Consider the following 20471-nt stretch of genomic DNA (forward strand, 5'->3'; position numbering starts at 1 on the left):
AAGTCTCCTTTCTACCTAGCGACTATTTGTCTTGTGTCGGTTCTTTCTTTGCTTGTGGTTGAGCTTTGAATGAACTAGAATCCTTTGTCAGCACAATATCGTCTGCCTTGATATACCAGTCAACATCTGCTCCTTGATAGGTGGCAGTAGCAACGGTGTCCGCAATGGGATTGATAAGTTCCACCCGTGCGTTATAATCAAACTCTTTCAAAGGCACGCTGGCAGGAATACTTACTTGAATCATGCGTCCTTGTCCTTTGGATTTTAAGTCATAGGTACGTTCCTTGATTTCATCTGAAACCGACCCGTCTTCATTTTGGATTCTCACTTCACGACGTAGAGCAGAGAATTTCAATTCTCCAAAAGTCGTGTCTTTATCTAATACAATGCCATTTGCTAATCTCATCATTTTTCCTCTCTTTCTTTATTCTTTTATCATGTCGTCAGCATGTAAAAGGTAATTTGTAAAACCACGAGTGCCGATTTTGTAGCCCTCTGCGGTAATACGTGGATTGACTAACTTCACACGTTCCTCAAAGCCGAAATGTTTTTCGCCAGCTTCAGCAGGAAGCACCACCACAATATCATCTGCTCTTTGAACATCAGAATAGAGATTATAGCTTCTTGATAAGACAGTTAGCCGTCCGTTGATTCTTCGCTGAACGACTTTATCCTCGCCAGCAAATTCTAAATTGCCGAATGTTTTTTCCATGTTGGGAATCACAAATTTAAGTTCCATATTTTTACCTATCCTTTCTTTTTTATTGGCTGAATGAATGTTTGATGGTCTTAAAGAGTGGGGAACGACCTTTTGATTCTTGATTTTTTGTTTTCATAAGTTCACTTCCTTTCAAAATCGGGTAAAAAAATAGACACCTCATTTTTTGAAGTGTCTACCTATTAAATATTCAAATTTTATTGGAAGTATCTTTATATCTTCACTTTTCAAGGATAAATCGTCGTATCAAAGCTCATTCATAAGTAGTAAATTAGTAGTAAATTGAGTGGTTTTGACCTTGATAAAGTGTGATAAGTCCAGTTTTTATGCGGATAACTAGATTTTTATGCTATTTTTAAAATAAAAAAGAGGGATAACCCTCTTTTTGTTTAAGCATTATTTTATTCGCTTACTTCAACAGTTTCAACGACTTCTTCTACAGTCGTATCAACTGGAGCTTCTTCTTGTGAAGATGCTAAGTAAGACTCTTCGTTGACTGCTTGTGGTTCAAGGTTACGGTAGCGAGCCATACCAGTACCAGCTGGGATGATCTTACCGATGATAACATTTTCCTTAAGACCAAGGAGATGGTCTTTCTTACCACGGATAGCTGCGTCTGTAAGGACTCGAGTTGTTTCCTGGAAGGAAGCTGCTGACAAGAAACTATTTGTTTCAAGTGAGGCTTTGGTGATTCCCATAAGGACTGGACGACCAGTCGCTGGCACTCCACCTGCGATAAGAACATCCTTGTTAGCATCTGTAAAGTCGTTGATGTCCATAAGCGTTCCCATGAGAAGATCTGTGTCTCCTGGATCCATAACACGAACTTTACGGATCATTTGACGAACCATTACCTCGATGTGTTTGTCACCGATTTCTACCCCTTGGCTACGGTATACTTTTTGTACTTCACCGAGGAGGTAAGTTTCAACTGACAAGACATCACGTACAGCAAGGAGACGTTTTGGTTGGATTGAACCTTCTGTCAATGCTGCACCACGAGAGACTTGGTCCCCAACTTCAACACGCATACGAGCTGTAAATGGTACCACGTATTCGCCTTCGCCAGTTTCACCCTTAACGAATACTTTCTTAGTACGAGTTGAAGCATCTTCTTCGATAGCAGTAACTTGTCCTTTGACCTCTGTTATAACCGCTTCCCCTTTAGGATTGCGGGCTTCAAAGATTTCTTGGACACGAGGAAGACCCTGAGTGATATCGGTATTTGAGGCAACTCCACCCGTGTGGAAGGTACGCATTGTAAGCTGTGTACCAGGTTCCCCGATAGATTGAGCAGCGATTGTACCAACTGCTTCACCAACCTCAACCGCATCACCAGTCGCCAAGTTGATACCGTAACAGTGACGGCAGACACCATGACGAGTGTTACATGTAAATACAGAGCGGATAGTCACTTCTTCCACACCAGCATTGACAATTTCACGCGCCTTGTCTTCTGTGATCAATTCATTTGGACCAATAATCACTGCACCAGTTTCCGGATGTTTAACAGTTTTCTTAGTGTAACGACCATTGAGGCGCTCTTCAAGAGACTCGATCATCTCTTTTCCTTCTGCAATAGAGCGGATCAAGAGACCACGATCTGTTCCACAGTCGTCCTCACGGATGATAACGTCTTGGGCAACGTCAACCAAACGACGAGTCAAGTAACCTGAGTCGGCTGTCTTAAGGGCCGTATCAGTCATACCTTTACGGGCACCGTGAGTTGAGAAGAACATTTCGAGTACTGACAAACCTTCACGGAAGTTTGAAAGGATTGGCAATTCCATGATACGACCGTTCGGAGCCGCCATCAGACCACGCATACCGGCAAGCTGTGAGAAGTTTGAGATGTTACCACGGGCTCCAGAGTCCATCATCATAACGATAGGGTTCTTAGGATCTTGGTTAGCAATCAAACGTTTTTCAAGTTTTTCACGGGCAGCACGCCATTCAGCTGTAACAGCATTGTAGCGTTCGTCATCTGTGATCATACCACGACGGAATTGTTTAGTAATTTGTTCTACACGTTTGTGTGATTCTTCGATGATTTCAGCCTTGTCTTCAACAACTGGAATATCGGCGATACCCACTGTCAAACCTGCAAGGGTTGAATGGTGGTAACCGAGGTTCTTCATACGGTCAAGTAGGGCAGAAGTTTCTGTCGTACGGAAACGTTTGAAGATTTCAGCGATGATATTTCCAAGGTTTTTCTTCTTGAATGGAGGGTTAAGTTCAAGATTGCTGATAGCTTCCTTGATATCTCCACCAAGTGGCAAGAAGTATTTAGCTGGAACGCCTTCTGTTAAGTTGGCATTGTTTGGTTCTTGCAAGTATGGTAGACCCTCTGGCATGATGTCGTTGAAGAGGATTTTACCAACTGTTGTAAGCAAGACCTTGTGTTTTTGCTCTTCTGTCCAAGGCTTGTTGAGGCTGTCTGTTGCGATACCAACACGTGAGTGAAGGTGAACATAACCATTACGGTAAGCCATAACCGCTTCATCACGGTCTTTGAAGACCATTCCTTCACCTTCACGACCAGCTTCTTCCATAGTCAAGTAGTAGTTACCCAAAACCATGTCCTGAGATGGAGTAACAACTGGTTTACCATCTTTCGGGTTCAAGATGTGCTCAGCAGCCAACATCAAGATACGAGCTTCTGCTTGGGCTTCTTCTGAAAGCGGTACGTGGATGGCCATTTGGTCCCCGTCAAAGTCGGCATTGTAGGCTTCACAGACAAGTGGGTGCAAGCGAAGGGCTTTACCGTCAATCAAGACAGGTTCAAAAGCTTGGATACCCAAACGGTGAAGGGTCGGTGCGCGGTTCAAAAGCACTGGGTGTTCCTTGATAACTTCTTCGAGGATATCCCAGATACGCTCATCTCCACGTTCCACCAAGCGTTTAGCGGCTTTAACGTTTTGCACGATATCACGCGCTACGATTTCACGCATGACAAATGGTTTAAAGAGCTCGATAGCCATTTCACGTGGCACACCACATTGGTACATCTTAAGAGTTGGACCAACGGCGATAACGGAACGTCCTGAGAAGTCAACACGTTTACCGAGCAAGTTTTGACGGAAGCGTCCTTGTTTACCTTTAAGCATGTGGCTCAATGATTTAAGGGGACGGCTACCTGGTCCTGTGATTGGACGACCACGACGACCATTGTCAATCAAAGCGTCAACCGCTTCTTGAAGCATACGCTTCTCATTTTGAACGATGATACCTGGTGCATTCAACTCAAGCAAACGAGCTAAACGGTTGTTACGGTTGATAACACGACGGTAAAGGTCGTTCAAGTCAGATGAGGCAAAACGGCCACCATCCAACTGCAACATTGGACGAAGATCTGGTGGAATAACCGGAAGGATGTTAAGAATCATCCATTCAGGTTTATTTCCAGATTTGTAAAAGGCATCCAAAACATCCAAACGACGGATGGCTTTGATACGTTTTTGTCCAGTTGCTGTTTTCAATTCTTCTTTAAGTTCAGCAATTTCTTTTTCAAGATCTACTTGTTTCAAGAGATCTTGGATAGCTTCGGCACCCATTTTAGCAACGAATGACCCGTAGCCATATTCACGCAAGCGCTCACGGTATTCGCGCTCTGTCATGATAGACTTGTGCTCAAGTGGTGTATCCTTAGGATCAATCACCACATAAGCCGCAAAGTAGATAACTTCCTCAAGAGCACGAGGGCTCATATCAAGGGTCAAGCCCATACGGCTTGGAATCCCCTTGAAGTACCAGATGTGAGATACAGGAGCTTTCAACTCGATGTGTCCCATACGTTCACGACGAACTTTTGTACGCGTCACTTCAACCCCACAGCGGTCACAAACAATCCCTCTGTAACGAATGCGTTTGTATTTTCCACAAGCACATTCCCAGTCTTTTGTAGGACCAAAGATGACTTCGTCAAATAGTCCTTCACGTTCTGGTTTCAACGTACGGTAATTGATTGTTTCAGGTTTTTTGACTTCTCCATAAGACCATGAACGGACTTTACTTGGAGAAGCTAGTGTGATTTGCATACTTTTAAAACGATTTACGTCAACCACTATTTCTTCCCTTTCTATTCTAAGTGAGCTACTTATTCTTGTTCAGTAGCTTCTTCTGTTGCTTCCGCTTTTGCACCTTCTTCAGCTTCAAAAGCAGCTTTTGCTTCTTCAGCAGCTTTTTTACGTGCTTTTTCAAGGTCATCTACGTGGATGACATCTTCGTCCATGCCCTCATCAAGATCACGAAGTTCAACTTCTTGATCATCTTCGTCAAGGACACGCATGTCAAGACCAAGTGATTGCAATTCTTTAACAAGAACTCGGAAGGATTCTGGAACACCTGGTTTTGGAATTGGTTTTCCTTTTGTAATAGCTTCATAAGCTTTCAAACGTCCGTTAATATCATCAGACTTGTAAGTCAAGATTTCTTGAAGAACATTTGACGCACCGTAGGCTTCAAGAGCCCAAACCTCCATCTCACCGAAACGTTGTCCACCAAACTGAGCTTTACCTCCGAGTGGTTGTTGGGTAACGGTTGAGTAAGGTCCGACTGAACGCGCGTGCAATTTATCATCAACCATGTGGTGGAGTTTGATCATGTACATGACACCAACTGATACACGGTTGTCAAATGGCTCACCAGTACGGCCATCGTAAAGGATTGTTTTGGCATCACTATCCATACCTGCTTCTTTAACAGTTGACCATAGGTCTTCAGAACTTGCTCCGTCAAAGACTGGTGTTGCGATGTGAATACCAAGAGTACGTGCAGCCATACCAAGGTGAAGCTCCATAACCTGACCGATATTCATACGTGATGGCACCCCAAGTGGGTTCAACATGATATCGACTGGAGTTCCATCTGGAAGGTAAGGCATGTCTTCTACAGGAACGATACGAGAGACAACCCCTTTGTTTCCGTGACGTCCGGCCATCTTATCTCCGACCTTGATCTTACGTTTTTGAGCGATATAGACGCGAACCAGCATGTTAACACCTGATTGCAATTCATCTCCATTTGCACGTGTAAAGATCTTAACATCACGAACAACACCATCGGCACCGTGAGGTACACGAAGAGAAGTATCACGAACTTCACGAGACTTGTCTCCGAAGATAGCGTGCAAGAGACGTTCTTCAGCTGAAAGGTCTTTTTCACCCTTAGGTGTTACTTTACCTACAAGGATGTCCCCTTCTTTAACCTCAGCACCGATACGGATAATACCCATCTCGTCAAGGTCTTTAAGGGCATCTTCACCAACGTTTGGAATTTCACGAGTAATTTCTTCAGGCCCAAGCTTTGTATCGCGAGTTTCTGATTCGTATTCTTCAAGGTGGACAGATGTATAAACATCGTCTTTGACCAAGCGTTCGCTCATGATAACGGCATCCTCGAAGTTGTAACCTTCCCAAGTCATGTAGGCAACGATTGGGTTTTGTCCAAGCGCCATTTCTCCATTTTCCATAGAAGGTCCGTCAGCGATGAAATCACCTTTTTCAACGACATCACCAACTTTTACGAGAGTGCGTTGGTTGTAAGCAGTACCTGAGTTTGAACGACGGAATTTTTGGATGTGGTAAACGTCCAATGAACCATCTTCACGACGAACTTCTACCTTGTCAGCATCTGCATATGTAACTTTACCATCATACTGAGCAATTACAGCAGCTCCTGAATCGTGGGCTGCTTGATATTCCATACCAGTACCAACGTAAGGTGCTTTAGGATTAATCAATGGCACAGCCTGACGCTGCATGTTAGCTCCCATAAGGGCACGGTTAGAGTCATCGTTTTCCAAGAAAGGAATACATGCTGTCGCAACGGCAACTACCTGCTTAGGTGATACGTCCATATAATCTACAACACTAGCTGGATACTCTTGGTTGACCCCTTGGTGACGTCCCATGACAACTTTTTCAGCAAATGTTCCATCTTCATTCAGACGAGAGTTAGCCTGCGCTACAGTAAATTCATCCTCTTCATCGGCAGTCAACCAAACGATTTCGTTAGTTACTTTGCCTGTTTCACGGTCAACCTTACGATATGGTGTTTGAACAAAACCATATTTGTTCAAGTGTCCGTATGAAGACAAGTTGTTGATCAAACCGATGTTCGGTCCTTCAGGTGTCTCGATTGGACACATACGACCATAGTGAGTGTAGTGCACGTCACGCACTTCATATCCAGCACGGTCACGTGTCAAACCACCAGGTCCTAAGGCTGACAAACGACGTTTGTGAGACAACTCAGAAAGAGGGTTGTGCTGGTCCATGAACTGTGACAACTGTGATGAACCAAAGAATTCTTTAACCGCAGCTGTTACAGGACGGATGTTGATAATTTGTTGTGGCGTTAAGACTTCGTTGTCCTGAACAGACATACGTTCACGGACATTACGTTCCATACGAGAAAGTCCTAGACGTACTTGGTTAGCAAGCAATTCACCAACAGCACGGATACGACGGTTCCCAAGGTGGTCGATATCATCGACACGACCAATACCTTCAGCCAAGTTGAGGAAGTAGCTCATCTCAGCCAAGATATCCGCAGGAGTTACGATGCGAACCTTGTCATCTGGATTAGCATTACCGATAATAGTTACAACACGGTCTGGATCAGTTGGTGCAACAACCTTGAATTTTTGAAGAACAACTGGTTCTGTTACTACGGCAGCATCATTTGGAATGTAGACAATCTTGTTCAAGTCGCCATCCAAATGACTTTCAATACTTTCAATAACGCTGCGAGTCATAACTGTCCCAGCTTCTACCAAGATTTCACCAGTTTCAGGATCTACCAATGGCTCTGCAATAGTTTGGTTGAGCAAACGTGTTTTAACATTGAGTTTTTTATTGATTTTGTAACGACCAACTGCTGCCAAGTCATAACGACGTGGATCAAAGAAACGAGCCACAAGCAAGCTACGTGAGCTTTCAGCAGTCTTAGGCTCACCTGGACGAAGACGCTCATAGATTTCTTTCAAAGCTTCGTCTGTACGAGAGTCCATTGGGTTTTTATGGATATCTTTTTCAACAGTATTACGAACGAGGTCGCTGTCACCAAAGATATCAAAGATTTCGTCATCACCTGAGAAACCAAGCGCACGAACCAAGGTCGTAAATGGAATCTTACGAGTACGGTCGATACGAGTATAGGCGATGTCTTTTGAGTCGCTTTCAAGCTCCAACCAAGCTCCACGGTTAGGGATTACAGTTGAACCGTAGCCCACTTTACCATTTTTGTCTACCTTATCATTAAAGTAAACACCTGGAGAACGAACCAACTGTGATACGATGATACGTTCACCACCATTGATGATGAAGGTACCCATCTCAGTCATGATTGGGAAGTCCCCAAAGAAGACTTCCTGTGTCTTGATTTCGCCAGTTTCTTTGTTAATCAAGCGGAAGGTTACAAAGATAGGTGCTGAGTAGCTGGCATCGTGGATACGTGCTTCCTCTAGCGTGTATTTTGGTTCTTTGATTTCGTAGCCAACAAATTCCAACTCCATTGTGTCTGTGAAGTTTGAAATTGGCAATACATCTTCAAATACTTCCTTAAGACCGTGATCTAGGAAATCTTTGAATGAATCTGTTTGAATTTCAATCAAATTTGGTAAGTCAAGAACTTCTTTGATTCTTGAAAAACTACGACGGGTACGATGTTTCCCGTATTGAACGTCATGTCCTGCCAAGATGATTCTCCTTTAAAATAAAGTTTCAAGCCTAGTCGTCTAGGCCTTTGATTATCGTCAAAAGGTTGTAAACCTTCTATCACCTTATCCCCCTTAACTAATTTTCAGAATTTTTAAATCTTTGTTACAAACACTAGAAAACCTGAAAAAAAGCACAAAAAGAGCAGCTAAATCTGACTTTTGTAAGAAGATTTAACTGCTGTGAGCCTTGCCTGGACAATATTTCAGACAAAACCTACGACAAATGATTACTCATATTATACCTAATTTTCTTTGATTTTTCAAGGGTTTTGAACGATTTTTTTGCCTGAAATATTGATAGGGCTTGTTTTCAGAAAAGAATGTTTTCATTGGTTCGTTCTTGAATAATTAGAATCACTTGTATGCATTAATTTTCTGATCGACTGAGCAAGTTTTCATCGCTTGTTTATTGGCTATCATCTCACATACTGGTAAAGCACAACAAACTTTACTAAATAAGAAAGAATGCTTGTCAACTCAACTTTCTTGACAAAAACTATACTTAGTGGTTTAATATACCCCATAAGGGTATGTTTGGAGGTACCTATGTTTCACCTATTTACAAAAATTGACAGTATTCCTACCAGCGAGTTAGAAGCTAAACTCAAGGAACCCATTCAGCTACTGGACGTTCGGACGCCTACGGAATTTCGCAGAGGCCATATCGAAAGCGCCAAGAATGTTCCCCTAACTGAAATCGGTTCTTATGAACCAGCGACAAAAGAAACACTTTATGTCATTTGTCAGTCTGGTGTTCGTAGTAAGATAGCTGCAAAAAAACTAAAGAAAAAAGGCTATGATGTCATCAATGTTCGAGGTGGCATGAAAGCTTGGAGGAACTAGACAGGAACCAAACCTACATCGTTAGCTACCACAGTAGTCTTGGTAGCTTTAGCGCTAAGCGAATCCTCAAGTAAGCAAGCGTTGCCGTCCAAAAGCTTGACGGCGTTCCCTATACAAAATGACTAACCCAGAAGGAGTCAAATATGAAAACTAGTATCAGCATGGCTGACTTTTATGAAAAGTATCAGAAACAAGAACTCAATCTTATCGACGTACGTGAAGTACATGAATACCAAGCAGGACATGCACCAGGTGCCAAAAATCTTCCGTTAAGTACCTTGGAGCAAGACTACAAGGAACTCAAAGACGATCAAGAATACTATATCATTTGCCAAGGTGGAGCTCGCTCCGCATCTGCCTGCTCCTTCCTTAGTGCCCAAGGACTCAAGGTCACAAATGTAGAAGGTGGTATGAACCACTGGCCAGGCCAAGTAGGATCAGCACAATAGGTTGGATGAGATTAATACTCTTCAAAAATCTCTTCAAACCACGTCAGCTTCGTCTTGCCGTACTCAAGTACAGCCTGCGGCTCGCTTCCTAGTTTGCTCTTTGATTTTCATTGAGTATAAAATGGAAGTGAAAATTCAGTATACTTCCCTATAATAAAACGCCTACTATCAAGTTTTGTCAACACTTGATAGTAGGCGTTTTTCTGACTCTGAAGACTTGATAGCCAATGGCTTCTAAGAATTTCAGTAAATCTGTCCTATCTAAAAAGAGGGTTTTCTCGTTAGTATTAGGGTGAAAACTCATTCGTCTTTCCGACATAATTTCTTTGTCGAAATAAACTTGAATATCTTTGTCAGCATTGTTAAGCAAACCAAAGGGAGAAACAACTCCTGCTGGAAGCATCATTTTTTCAAAGAGACTCTCAGAAGAAGCCATACGAATCCTATTGGCCCCGATCAAATCCTTCAATAACTCCATATCCAGACGTTTTTTATCATCCATAATAACAAGATAAAAAGCTGTTTTCTTTTTGTTAGTTAGAAACATGGTTTTGGTGCGAACACCCTCGATTCCTTCGATAAAACTATCTGCTTGCTCAGTCGTTAGGGCAGGCTCATGCTCCACAACTTCAAAGGGAATAGCTAACTCTTCTAGCTTTGCCACTACTTTACTGTACAATTCCATCTTGCTACCTCCTAAGTGTATGTTTGTAGCTACAACTGGATTTTAAGGATTATCGGTTTCATTTACACTTTTAAGAAAAGGACTTTTTAAGACTTAAGCTATGATTCCACAGCTGATGACAAATATGCCTTCCATCTACCTTTAGCCTCTGTCCGTTCTATCACAAAGCCTCTAGGCAAATCCGCAACTTGACCGATGGACTCATCTATTTGAAATGCTTCAGCTTGGGAAATAAGACGGACGTCCTCTAGGATATGATCTTCTGAACACAAAAATTGCCACATCCCATCCTCTTTATCATGGGAGATAAAGGTAATCGGATTTTTCCCATCCAAAACATGTTGGCAAACGATACAGGCTGTTTCGGGTGCATCTTTAAAAGCAAAAGTCATCCTGGGCTCGCTCCTTTAATCTACTAGCAATTACATATTTTTAGCATAGTCAAAGCGCTGATTTACTTTTTGACTAAGGGTGATAAGGCTTGACAAATCTCTTACTTGACACGGAAAGAGGACATAGCTATCGCTATCAATGTCCATAGCTGCTAGACAGAAGCCTCGCGACTCCCACTCTTGATCTAGAGTTTGGGCCCACAACGGAATATCCCCATCCTCTTTGAACCACTCCTCCTGCAAAGGGAGCTTGTATTTCACAACCAAGGATTCTAGCTCATAGAGAAAATCTTCCTTCTCCGTATTCCAGTCTAACTCCACAAAACTACCACTCTCTAGCAACTCATCCGCCAGGCCAATCCATTGGAGCCTAGCCTCGTCATCCTCTGCATCAATACAACGTTCATCATATCGATCAGCATGCTCTTGGAAATAAGTTTGCGGTGTCTCAAAACAGACTTTCAAACTTTCTAAAATTTCCTGATTACTGGTTAATAGTGGAGCGATTTCTAAGTAGATTTCACTTGTTCTCATATCTGTTCTAACCTCCAATTTTTAAAATCAGGCAGTATGCTCTGCTCTAAGATGGCTTGTGAATCACGAAAAACAATACTTCCACATCCAAGCCTGTTTTTCCATAAATGATCGTATGGATTTGTAACACTAATTTCACAAGAAAGTCTATCTGCCCCTTGACCCTGATAGATTTGCACAAAATCCGGTCCCAATGGTCCAGCTTAAAACTTGATTAGCTCATCTGAGATAAGAATCGTATCATTTGCTATTTGCCAAGTTCCTTTCAAATGAGTCTATCGAATCTCCTCAAGCAACTTCATCTAAGTTGCTTGAAACAATGATGCTATCATGTTCTTCTACTAGCTTTTTGACATTTTACAAGGAGTCGCTTTTTTACCTTAGTACTCACTACTATTATATCATAGAAGGAGCAATTTACTTACGTTTAATCAAGTATTTAACCGCCTTTTCCAATCTTTCCTTCTGCGCTTGGGGATCCTCTAGAGGGTCATTGATACAAGCCGTTAAATTTTCCGTAATGATTAACTCAATCACACGATCAACACTGGATCGAACTGCTGTTAATTGAGTAAGGATATCGACACAATCACGCTCCTCCTCTATCATTTTTTGGATCCCCCGCAATTGACCTTCAGAACGTTTAAGGCGAGTAATATACTTTGATTTTGTCATATCTTTTTCCTTGAACAATTTTTCTTCATTATATCTCTAATGAAAACCTTTGTCAAAAGGATCTCTTCCCTTAAAGCCTTTTAGCCCTCCACCCTCACTCGAGTAAGAATTCCATCTTTATCTGTAATGGAGAATTCAGAAGACGAAAACCACTGAGTTACCGCTTCGCTACTTTGAGATTGAGCGAATAGCCTCAACATTTCTTCTTTATTCTCAACTTCAACCACATAGTAGGCTAGGCCTGTCAATCCATTCTCACGTCGAGCTAAACTTTTTCCTCCCCATTCATTGATAGCCAAATGATGATGATAATCCCCTGATGCTATCCAACTGGCATGTGGAATCGTGAATTTATCCTCAAGACCTAGAGACTCTTGATAAAAAGAACTCGACTCTCGACTATTTTTAACAGATAGGTGAACATGGCCCATGCGAGTGCCTTCTGCGATCACAAAAGGCTCTATGTCTCGTCCTAGTTCATAGATAGCTTGGGCAGATAGCTCTTCTGTCACACCAATAATTCGACCGTCCTCACGAATGTCCCACTCATTCACAGGCTTGTCTCTATAGAGCTCAATGCCATTGCCCTCTAAATCTTCTAAATAGATGGCTTCACTATAGCCATGATCAGCTCCACCAACTAATGGAATCTTTAAGTCTAACAAGTATTTAAAAACATTAGCCAAATCTTCACGAGTCGGCAAAAGAAGTGCCATATGATAAAGACCGTAACTTTGCTTAGGATTGCTTATGTCATCTGTCTTAATTAGCCGAACTAGTGGTTTCCCACCGGCACCTAAAAGAACTTGATTTTCCGATTGATTCAAAATCTCTAACCCAAGCAACTGATGATAAAATGCTGTCTGACTTTCTAAGTCCTTGACATTTAAAGCTACTTCAGCCAAATAAATCTGACTATTATATTCGTAAACCATAGAAAAATCCTCTCTTTGTTGTAACTGTTGTTGTTACAGATATTATACTCCCTTCTCAGCCAATGTCAATCCAGATGCTCAACGCTGATAAAACAAGAAAAATCCTCCCCACGTAGGAAGGATTGTTTGGATTTAATGAGCCAACATTTCTTGAGCAATCTCTTGACCTGATAAGCCATCTGGATAGTAGGTTGGCCAGTTGTCCATCTCTTCAAAGAGGGCTTCTTGGCTTGTGCCTCCAAAGAAGATATGGAAATGCTCTGCCTTGACCGGAGCGATATTGTGGTCGCTAAACTGAACATACTTAAATTGTCCAGCGTCTGCATCCGTCGCTTCAAAGAGGAAGCGCACTCCACGATTCCCTTTCTTATAAGTCAAGATTTTCTTGCCGACATACTTGTAAGTATATTTCTTACTTTGGCCACCTTGGATGAATTCCATAGTGTTATCCGTGATGTTAATCTTGGTTACATCTGTTTGGTAACCTTTTTGATAGTAGGCTTTGTATTCATCCTTAGTCATCTTACCAGTCAATTTAGCCTTGTAGTCAAATACTTGGTCAAGAGTCCCATCCTCAAGGAAAGGATAGACAGACTGCCAGTTGCCAGCATAATCACTTAGGGTACGGTCCTTAACATCTGCATCCTCAAAGTAGCCATTTTGAACGGTTTTAGTTTCCTCTGCCTTTTCTGGTTCAATCTCTGCTCCTGCCTGATCAGTTGTCTGCTTGAGAGACTTGAGATTCTTCTCCATGACAGAGATATAGTTTTCTCCAGCCTTCATGTCCTCTTCGGTCAAGCTTTCAAGAGGATTCAGAACATCTAACTTCACTCCTGTTTCTTTTGAGAGGGTATTCGCTAGGGCTTGAGAAGCATTTTCTTCAAAGTAGATATAAGAGATTTTGTTTTTCTTGATGTACTCGGTCAATTCTGCCAAACGGCTTGCTGAAGGCTCCGCATCTGGTGAAAGACCTGAGATAGAGACTTGATTAAGTCCGTAGTCTAGAGCTAGATAGCGGAAGGCTGCGTGTTGAGTCACAAAACTCTTTTGCTTAGCATTAGAAAGCCCTTCAGTATAAGCCTTATCCAAGGCTTGTAGTTTTTCGATATAAGCTGCTGCATTTTGCTCAAAAGTCGCCTTCTTATCTGGATAGTCAGCTGAAAGACTATCACGGATATGTTCTACAAGTTTGATTGCACGCGCAGGAGACAACCATACATGAGGGTCATACTCGTGATGATGACCTTCTTCACCGTGATTATGGTCTTCCTCTTCTTCACTTCCTGGAAGAAGCAACATATCTCCAGTAGCTTTAATCGTTTTTACTTTTTTTGCATCTAGAGATTCTAAAAGCTTAGGAACCCAAGTTTCCATATTTTCATTCTCATAAACAAAGGCATCTGCGTCTTGGATTTTAGCGACTGCCTTAGGTGATGGTTCATAGTCATGTGGCTCTGTTCCAGCCCCAATCAAAAGCTCGACATTGGCTGTATCGCCTGCTACTTGCTTGGTAAATTCGTAGACAGGATAGAAAGTTGTGACAATATTTAATTTGCCGTCTGCTTGTTTTTGATTGGAACAAGCAACTAAGAAGACTGTCACAAGACTTGCCAAAAGTAGGCCTAGTTTTTTCATGTACTTCTCCTATTTGATAAAACGTTTGAGTAAGCTGACTAACAAGAAGACAACTACAAAGATAAGGGTGATACTTGCACTCGGTGGTGTCTCTGCATAATAGGAAATATAGAGTCCCGCCACCATACCTAGAAATCCAATGGCGCTAGCAAGAATCATCACCGAACTAAAGTTCTTCCCTAAACGCAAAGCAATACTAGCTGGCAAAACCATGATGGTTGATACCAAAAGTGCCCCTGCAGCTGGAATCATAAGAGCAATAGCCACACCCGTCACCATGTTAAAGAGGATAGACATGGTACGTACAGGTAAACCATCTACAAAAGCTGTGTCCTCGTCAAAAGTTAAGATGTACATGGGTCTTAAAAAGAGGAAGGTCAGGATTAAAACAACCGCTGCAATGACAAAGAGCCCAATTACCTGCTCTTGACTAATGGTCACGATAGAACCAAACAGATATTGGTCCAAACTCATCGAGCTAGAGCTCTTACCCTTACTCATGACAATGAGCGATACTGCAAGCCCTGTAGACATGAGAATGGCTGTCCCAATCTCCATAAAGCTTTTATAAACCGTACGCAAGTATTCAAGAAAGACCGCTGCAATCAAGACAATAGCAATAGTTGAGATGGTCGGAGAAATCCCCAAAACCAAGCCAAAGGCAACACCCGAAAGCGAGACGTGACTGAGAGTGTCGCTCATGAGACTTTGACGGCGCAAGATTAGAAAAGTTCCAAGAACTGGCGAAAAGAGACTCATGGCAATAACTGCCAAAAAGGCTCGCTGCATAAAATCATAAGACAGTAGATTAAGCATGGTCCACCTCCTGATCACTTTCATGGACGTTGAAGCAACGCCATGGCGAATCTTGGTCACGAACAAGGTGGATATTACGATCTGCGTAATCCTTGACTTCTTCAGGATCGTGAGTAATCATCAAAACAGCCTTGCCGTGATGATGGGCGCTATGGTGCATGAGCTCATAAAATTCATTCTTTGTTCCTGCATCCATCCCTGTCGTTGGCTCATCCAAGATAAAGATATCTGGATCTGAAGCAAACATACGTGCGATAACAGCTCTTTGCTTTTGCCCACCGGAGAGAGAACCAATCCGTTTATCCCGATGCTCCCACATCCCAACAGAATCCAAACTAGCCTTGATATGTTCTTCATCGTGGGCATTCAAACGACGGAACCAGCCCTTTCTAGGGTATCGGCCTGATTTGACAAATTCATAAACAGTACTTGGAAAACCTGCATTGAAACTAGCAATTTGCTGAGGAAGATAGGCAATTCTTAATTTTTTCCCATGAATATTTGTCTTTGAGATAGTTACTTTCCCAATTCTCGGTTGTAAAATACCTAGACTAGCTTTGATAAGAGTCGTCTTGGCAGCTCCATTTTCTCCAGTGAGGGTGACAAATTCCCCACTATCAACACTGTAATTGATATGCTCAAGCACAGGTTCCTTGTCATAATAGAAGGACAAATCCTCTACTGTGATGTATCTCATTACTTGATTTCTCCTACTAAAGCAGTTAAAAACCGCTGGATAATTTTTTGTTCGTTTGGTGTGAACTGAGTGGCAACCTGCTCATAAGTCGAGAGGGTATGTTCATGATGATGCTGGTGTTCCTCAGCAATTGGTCGTGCCAAGTCTGTCAATTGATAGAAGACAACGCGAGCATCCTTGGGATCCTTAGATGTCTCCAACATCCCCTCCTTGACCAAGAATTTGATAGCCTTGGTAATGGCAGCTTGACTAACATTGAGACGACGCGCCAACTCAGAGTTGGTTAGCGACTCCTCTGATAAAAGCATGAGAATATGCTCCTGGGTATTGGTCAAGGCCACATCACTGGTGCAATGACCGATGAGAATTTCATGTTGGTTTTCCGCCTTGAGAATAATCTCATTTAAAAAACGATCGATATCTTTTGCCAACTGTCTCATGATTTGCTCCTTTCTCAGAACGGAATTTCTATAAATACAAGGTTTTCATACTCTTCAAAAATCAAATTCAAACCACGTCAGCTTCGTCTTGGCGTACTCAAGTACAGCCTGCGTCTCTCTTCCTAGTTTGCTCTTTGATTTTTATTGAGTATCACACCATTCCTTTACTAGTTAAGTATATCACATCCAAGCAAGGAGTCAAGAAAAAAGATGAAAACACCTGAGATGTTTTCATCCTTTAGAATTATTTTTCTTGTTTACGGCTAGTCCAGAGGGCTGTCGCTCCAAGAATCATACCCAATAGCATCATGAAAATAGATTGCTCACTACCTGTATTTGGAAGTAGTTTCTCTGAGACTACTGTTTTCTTAGCAAACTTATCTGCAACCTTATAATCAACTTTTACAGTAGAAGGTTGAGTCGGTTTTGTTGCTTGGTCTTCTACTGGTTTAGCTGGATCCTGCTCTTTACCTTCTTCAGGAAGTTTAAATGTTTTTGAGTCCACAGAAATCGTGCGTGAATTTGGATTTACCTTTTCATACTGAGTCAAATCAGCTGTTTTGAGATAGTCTTCAAAGGCAGCATCCATTGAAGGACCTTCTTCTCTAGCACCACCAAGCATGGTATAACCGTCACCACCTGCCGCAAGGAAGTCATTGGTTGCTAAGTAGTAGACTTTAGCCAAATCTAGTTTTTCATAAAGACCAGTCGCACGATTCTTAACTTGAATAGCCAGGACGCGTTTACCTGCGACTAGGTTTGTATCGTAGTAGACCTTGGCTCCTGAAATCTGTAAGAATCCACCACTTGGTTCTAGCAATGGTTGACCATTTTCATCCAAGACAGTTTTTCCTGCCTTATCAACCTGCAAGATCGATCCGAGTGATTTTTCAAACATATCCAGAACTTGCTGACCAGTTACTTGAATTTGTGAGATTGTGTTTCCAAATGGCAAGACTGCAATGACATTTCCTTTTGTAATTGGTTTATCCTTGGCAATTGTTTCACGCAAGCCTCCACCATTTGTCACAGCGATATCTGTTGGATGACTGAAGCCTGTTTGACCGTACTGATAGAGAGAATCTGCGACAACATTTCCAAGGTTGGTTTCGCGGACACGGACATTTTCACGGTCACCGTTCAATTCAACTGGGCTATTTGAAACAACTTCTACAGCATTTTCAGCATCATATTTTTCTTTGATTTCTTTGACCATGGCTGCAATCTTTGTATTGGCTTCTAATTTCTTAGCATCTGTAGCAGGTACCTGGCTTGGATTTCCTAATAATTGACGAGATTTGTAAGTGATTTTACCAACGTTATGGAGATAGCTTCCTGTCTGGTTGTATGTCACATTGTCTCCATAGGTAGTAGATTCTACTGTATGAGAGTGACCATCAATCACTGTAACACGCTTACCTTTCAACAAAGGATTTTTTGAAAGTGCTTCTGCAAGTGTTGAACCACGCCATTCTACAGGTGTTGTTGTATCAACTCCCAAGTGAGCGAGAACAACATAGTGTTTGTAGTCTTTGCCTTCTGCCAAGGCTTTAGCTTGAATTTCTTCGATAACCTTGTTGACCTCTGCAATCGGTTCTGTAAAGGTTACGCCTTTAACATTTTTAGGGTGGGTCTTAGTAGCTGTTTCAGGTGTTGTCACACCGATGACGACAAACTCATCACCTGCAACATCCTTGTTCTTATCAACAATTGTTGCTGCTTCAAATAGACGAGCTCCATTTACATAAGTATTTGAGCTGAGCAGTGGAAAGTTCAAGATTTCTTTGTATTTTTTAGCTTCGTCAAGTCCAAAGTCAAACTCATGATTTCCTACAGCCATAGCATCGTAGCCCATCTCATTTAGGATTTTGGCACGAGCTTCACCCTTTGTAGAGTTTGAAATCGGTAGACCTTGGAAGGCATCACCTGCATCCACTACTAGAGTCGTTTGGTTGCCCTTTTCTCGCTCCTTCTCAATAACTGTCGCGAGCTTGGCATCTCCAATTACCCCTTTTTCTTCTACGATACGACCATGCACGTCATTAGTATGCAAGATAACAGTATCTGCTTCTTCTTTTTGAGGTGCAACCTCTTCAGCTGGTGTTGCCGTACTTGTAACAACCTCAGGAGTCGCTGCTGCTACTACTGGTGCTTCTGCAGTGCTCACAACTTCTGTAACTTCTGAAGAACTAGTATTTTCTTCAGCATAGACTTGTCCAGCTAAAAAGGCTGGAGCTAATAGGGCTGTCGATAGGACAGGCAACAAAAAACGTTTATTCATTTTGGAATCCCTTTCTCTTCTTTCTTCTACCATTATACGCTATTTATCATGATTTTAAAAATTTTAACCTTTTTGAAGGTAATCTATCTGACATTTCATAAAAAAAGTCTGAACAAAAAGTTCAAACTCCTTTTCTATATTATTGAAAATCTTTAATATTCCCATCATAATTTGCCCAATCTTGGCTAAAGAAACGGTCATTCATTTGGTAAATAGGTGCTGTTGTTGGACTGCTCAAAAAGGGATTTACAACCTTATCAAATGCTAACCAGCCCAACCAGCCAATATGAATCGTATCCTTGACAAAATAAGGTTCATGACCGTTTTTTGAAAAATCAGCAATATTGGTGAAACCTTGACTCTCCAACTGGTAACGAATTTTTTCGACAGAGTGTTGATACATTTCTTCACTCAAGCCTGTATAATCCATCCATTTTTTATTGACAGGTTGAAACACGAAGAGCACATTCACCTTAGATTTGGCAAATTGATCGAGCACTAACTGCAAATCATTATACTCACTTGACTGGAGAAAGTTGTAATTTTTTTGATACCCTTCCCACTTTTTTAAATCTTTCTTTAGTTGAGTATTGTAAAAGTGGTTATCCATCCCCAAATCATTATTGGTCGTATTTTCTTCTGCATCCTTACGTGCAATATTTTCCAATTCTTCATACGAAAACTGATCTGGGAGACTGCTCAAATATTTCTCAATATGATCTTTATACTTTAATTGGCCTCGAATAGAGAATTGACCAAAGAGGGCAGCTTGTCTTTCATTGAACTCAGCAGAGAGATTAACCACCGTTTGATCAAAGTCTGATAATTGTTCATTCTTAGCCAGCTTCTCAACAATTCCTTTCATCGGAACTCTTGGATTTAGCTTTAAGAGTCTATTAGCCGCATATTGAGCAGCCAGATCTCCGGATTGATTTTCCAAAAAGGCAGTCAACTGGTCATTGTTAAAATAAGTTTGGAAAATAGTCGGATCATGATCTTCTTTTGTAAACCACTGTGGAGAGATTACAAATACCGCTTGTTTATTTTCAAGTTCAGACGTAATTTGTTGCATCCCAAAGTACTGACTAAGAGAAGCTGCTCCTGCCTGCCCCATAAAATAAGGACGATAGGAGCGATTATACTTTTCAGCTAATACTCCTGGATGCATGCTATCAAAACGAATCCATTCACTCGAACCCAAAAAGGGGATAAAACGTATATTAGGATCCGTGAGAGCTCTCACTTTTTGACTTCTTTCCTTAAAGCTTTCTGCACTTATCGAAGCGGCAGAGTATTTTTCCTCCATGAGATTATGACTCTTACTACTAGGATAGAAAACAATGAGTAGAAGAACCAATAAACCTGCAATAATAATGGGCCCGAAGATTAACCACAGGCGTTTAAGCATTCTTTAACTCCGTAATCCCTGCTACGATTTTATTAGCTGTATTCCAGTCGTCACGACCAAATTCTGTAACTGGGACACGAATATCAAAGCGATTTTCGATTTCCACGATCAATTCAACTGTTCCCATACTGTCCAAGACACCTGCATCGAAAAGATCTTCATCCATCATGTCAGAAACATCTTCCATAAATAATTCATCAATAATTTCAATAACTTCTGATTTGATATCCATTTTTAAATTTC

Annotated in this window: 18 protein-coding genes and 1 pseudogene; 3 read left to right on the top strand and 16 right to left on the bottom strand. The window is 41.6% G+C overall.

Features of this window, described 5'->3' with window-relative positions; genetic code table 11:
- Positions 1 to 22: 22 nt before the first annotated feature.
- The 4 genes from QM887_RS07345 to rpoB form a co-directional block, all read right to left on the bottom strand.
- Entirely contained in the window at positions 23 to 409 is a 387-nt protein-coding gene (locus tag QM887_RS07345; RefSeq protein WP_000985015.1) for a YdcP family protein, read from the bottom strand.
- A gap of 15 nt (positions 410 to 424) precedes the next feature.
- On the bottom strand, positions 425 to 739 hold the full coding sequence (locus QM887_RS07350; RefSeq protein ID WP_000420682.1) for a YdcP family protein: 315 nt from the start codon (positions 737 to 739) through the stop codon (positions 425 to 427).
- A 380-nt stretch (positions 740 to 1119) separates the two neighbouring features.
- A complete protein-coding gene (gene rpoC, locus QM887_RS07355) occupies positions 1120 to 4782 on the bottom strand; it encodes a DNA-directed RNA polymerase subunit beta' (protein WP_414271129.1) in 3663 nt (1220 codons plus the stop codon).
- A gap of 32 nt (positions 4783 to 4814) precedes the next feature.
- Positions 4815 to 8417, bottom strand: a complete 3603-nt coding sequence (gene rpoB / locus QM887_RS07360) for a DNA-directed RNA polymerase subunit beta (RefSeq protein WP_414271130.1) — start codon at positions 8415 to 8417, stop codon at positions 4815 to 4817.
- A gap of 567 nt (positions 8418 to 8984) precedes the next feature.
- On the opposite strand from rpoB, the gene QM887_RS07365 reads away from it, so the two are divergent.
- The 3 genes and pseudogenes from QM887_RS07365 to QM887_RS07375 all read left to right on the top strand — a co-directional run bounded on the left by QM887_RS07365 (position 8985) and on the right by QM887_RS07375 (position 9730).
- Entirely contained in the window at positions 8985 to 9281 is a 297-nt protein-coding gene (locus QM887_RS07365; RefSeq protein WP_075230265.1) for a rhodanese-like domain-containing protein, read from the top strand.
- A pseudogene (locus tag QM887_RS07370) lies at positions 9263 to 9435 on the top strand (CoA-disulfide reductase); the annotation flags it as partial. The gene QM887_RS07365 and the pseudogene QM887_RS07370, both read left to right, overlap by 19 nt.
- Entirely contained in the window at positions 9425 to 9730 is a 306-nt protein-coding gene (locus tag QM887_RS07375) for a rhodanese-like domain-containing protein (RefSeq protein WP_414271131.1), read from the top strand. The pseudogene QM887_RS07370 and the gene QM887_RS07375, both read left to right, overlap by 11 nt.
- Positions 9731 to 9908: 178 nt before the next feature.
- On the opposite strand, the gene QM887_RS07380 is transcribed toward QM887_RS07375, so the two are convergent.
- From QM887_RS07380 to dltC, 12 genes are all read right to left on the bottom strand, one after another.
- Positions 9909 to 10415, bottom strand: coding sequence for a prolyl-tRNA synthetase associated domain-containing protein (locus QM887_RS07380; protein WP_075230355.1), 507 nt, complete (start codon positions 10413 to 10415; stop codon positions 9909 to 9911).
- A gap of 98 nt (positions 10416 to 10513) precedes the next feature.
- Entirely contained in the window at positions 10514 to 10807 is a 294-nt protein-coding gene (locus QM887_RS07385) for a hypothetical protein (protein ID WP_075230354.1), read from the bottom strand.
- 30 nt (positions 10808 to 10837) lie between these two features.
- Complete coding sequence (locus QM887_RS07390; protein ID WP_075230353.1) at positions 10838 to 11341, bottom strand: DUF6630 family protein; 504 nt, start codon at positions 11339 to 11341, stop codon at positions 10838 to 10840.
- Positions 11342 to 11758: 417 nt separating this feature from the next.
- Positions 11759 to 12016 (bottom strand): metal-sensitive transcriptional regulator, encoded by a 258-nt coding sequence (locus tag QM887_RS07395; protein ID WP_414271132.1) that lies wholly within the window; start codon positions 12014 to 12016, stop codon positions 11759 to 11761.
- An 80-nt stretch (positions 12017 to 12096) separates the two neighbouring features.
- Complete coding sequence (locus QM887_RS07400; protein WP_414271133.1) at positions 12097 to 12951, bottom strand: VOC family protein; 855 nt, start codon at positions 12949 to 12951, stop codon at positions 12097 to 12099.
- A gap of 132 nt (positions 12952 to 13083) precedes the next feature.
- Positions 13084 to 14586 carry a zinc ABC transporter substrate-binding protein AdcA gene (locus tag QM887_RS07405; protein ID WP_414271134.1) on the bottom strand — a complete coding sequence of 501 codons (1503 nt, stop codon included), beginning with the start codon at positions 14584 to 14586 and terminating at the stop codon, positions 13084 to 13086.
- Between the two features lie 9 nt (positions 14587 to 14595).
- Positions 14596 to 15402 (bottom strand): metal ABC transporter permease, encoded by an 807-nt coding sequence (locus QM887_RS07410; RefSeq protein ID WP_414271135.1) that lies wholly within the window; start codon positions 15400 to 15402, stop codon positions 14596 to 14598.
- Positions 15395 to 16099: a metal ABC transporter ATP-binding protein gene (locus tag QM887_RS07415; RefSeq protein ID WP_414271136.1), complete on the bottom strand. Its 705-nt coding sequence runs from the start codon at positions 16097 to 16099 to the stop codon at positions 15395 to 15397. The genes QM887_RS07410 and QM887_RS07415 overlap by 8 nt, the downstream gene beginning before the upstream one ends.
- Positions 16099 to 16539 (bottom strand): zinc-dependent transcriptional regulator AdcR, encoded by a 441-nt coding sequence (adcR, locus tag QM887_RS07420; protein WP_414271137.1) that lies wholly within the window; start codon positions 16537 to 16539, stop codon positions 16099 to 16101. Before adcR ends, QM887_RS07415 begins: the two co-directional genes overlap by 1 nt.
- A 244-nt stretch (positions 16540 to 16783) precedes the next feature.
- A complete protein-coding gene (nt5e, locus tag QM887_RS07425; RefSeq protein ID WP_414271138.1) occupies positions 16784 to 18820 on the bottom strand; it encodes a cell surface ecto-5'-nucleotidase Nt5e in 2037 nt (678 codons plus the stop codon).
- A gap of 139 nt (positions 18821 to 18959) precedes the next feature.
- A complete protein-coding gene (gene dltD, locus QM887_RS07430; protein ID WP_414271139.1) occupies positions 18960 to 20228 on the bottom strand; it encodes a D-alanyl-lipoteichoic acid biosynthesis protein DltD in 1269 nt (422 codons plus the stop codon).
- Positions 20221 to 20460 carry a D-alanine--poly(phosphoribitol) ligase subunit DltC gene (dltC, locus tag QM887_RS07435; RefSeq protein WP_000351968.1) on the bottom strand — a complete coding sequence of 80 codons (240 nt, stop codon included), beginning with the start codon at positions 20458 to 20460 and terminating at the stop codon, positions 20221 to 20223. The genes dltD and dltC overlap by 8 nt, the downstream gene beginning before the upstream one ends.
- Positions 20461 to 20471: the final 11 nt, after the last annotated feature.

This window comes from Streptococcus infantis, from assembly GCF_047460875.1.
Lineage (GTDB): Bacteria > Bacillota > Bacilli > Lactobacillales > Streptococcaceae > Streptococcus > Streptococcus infantis_AA.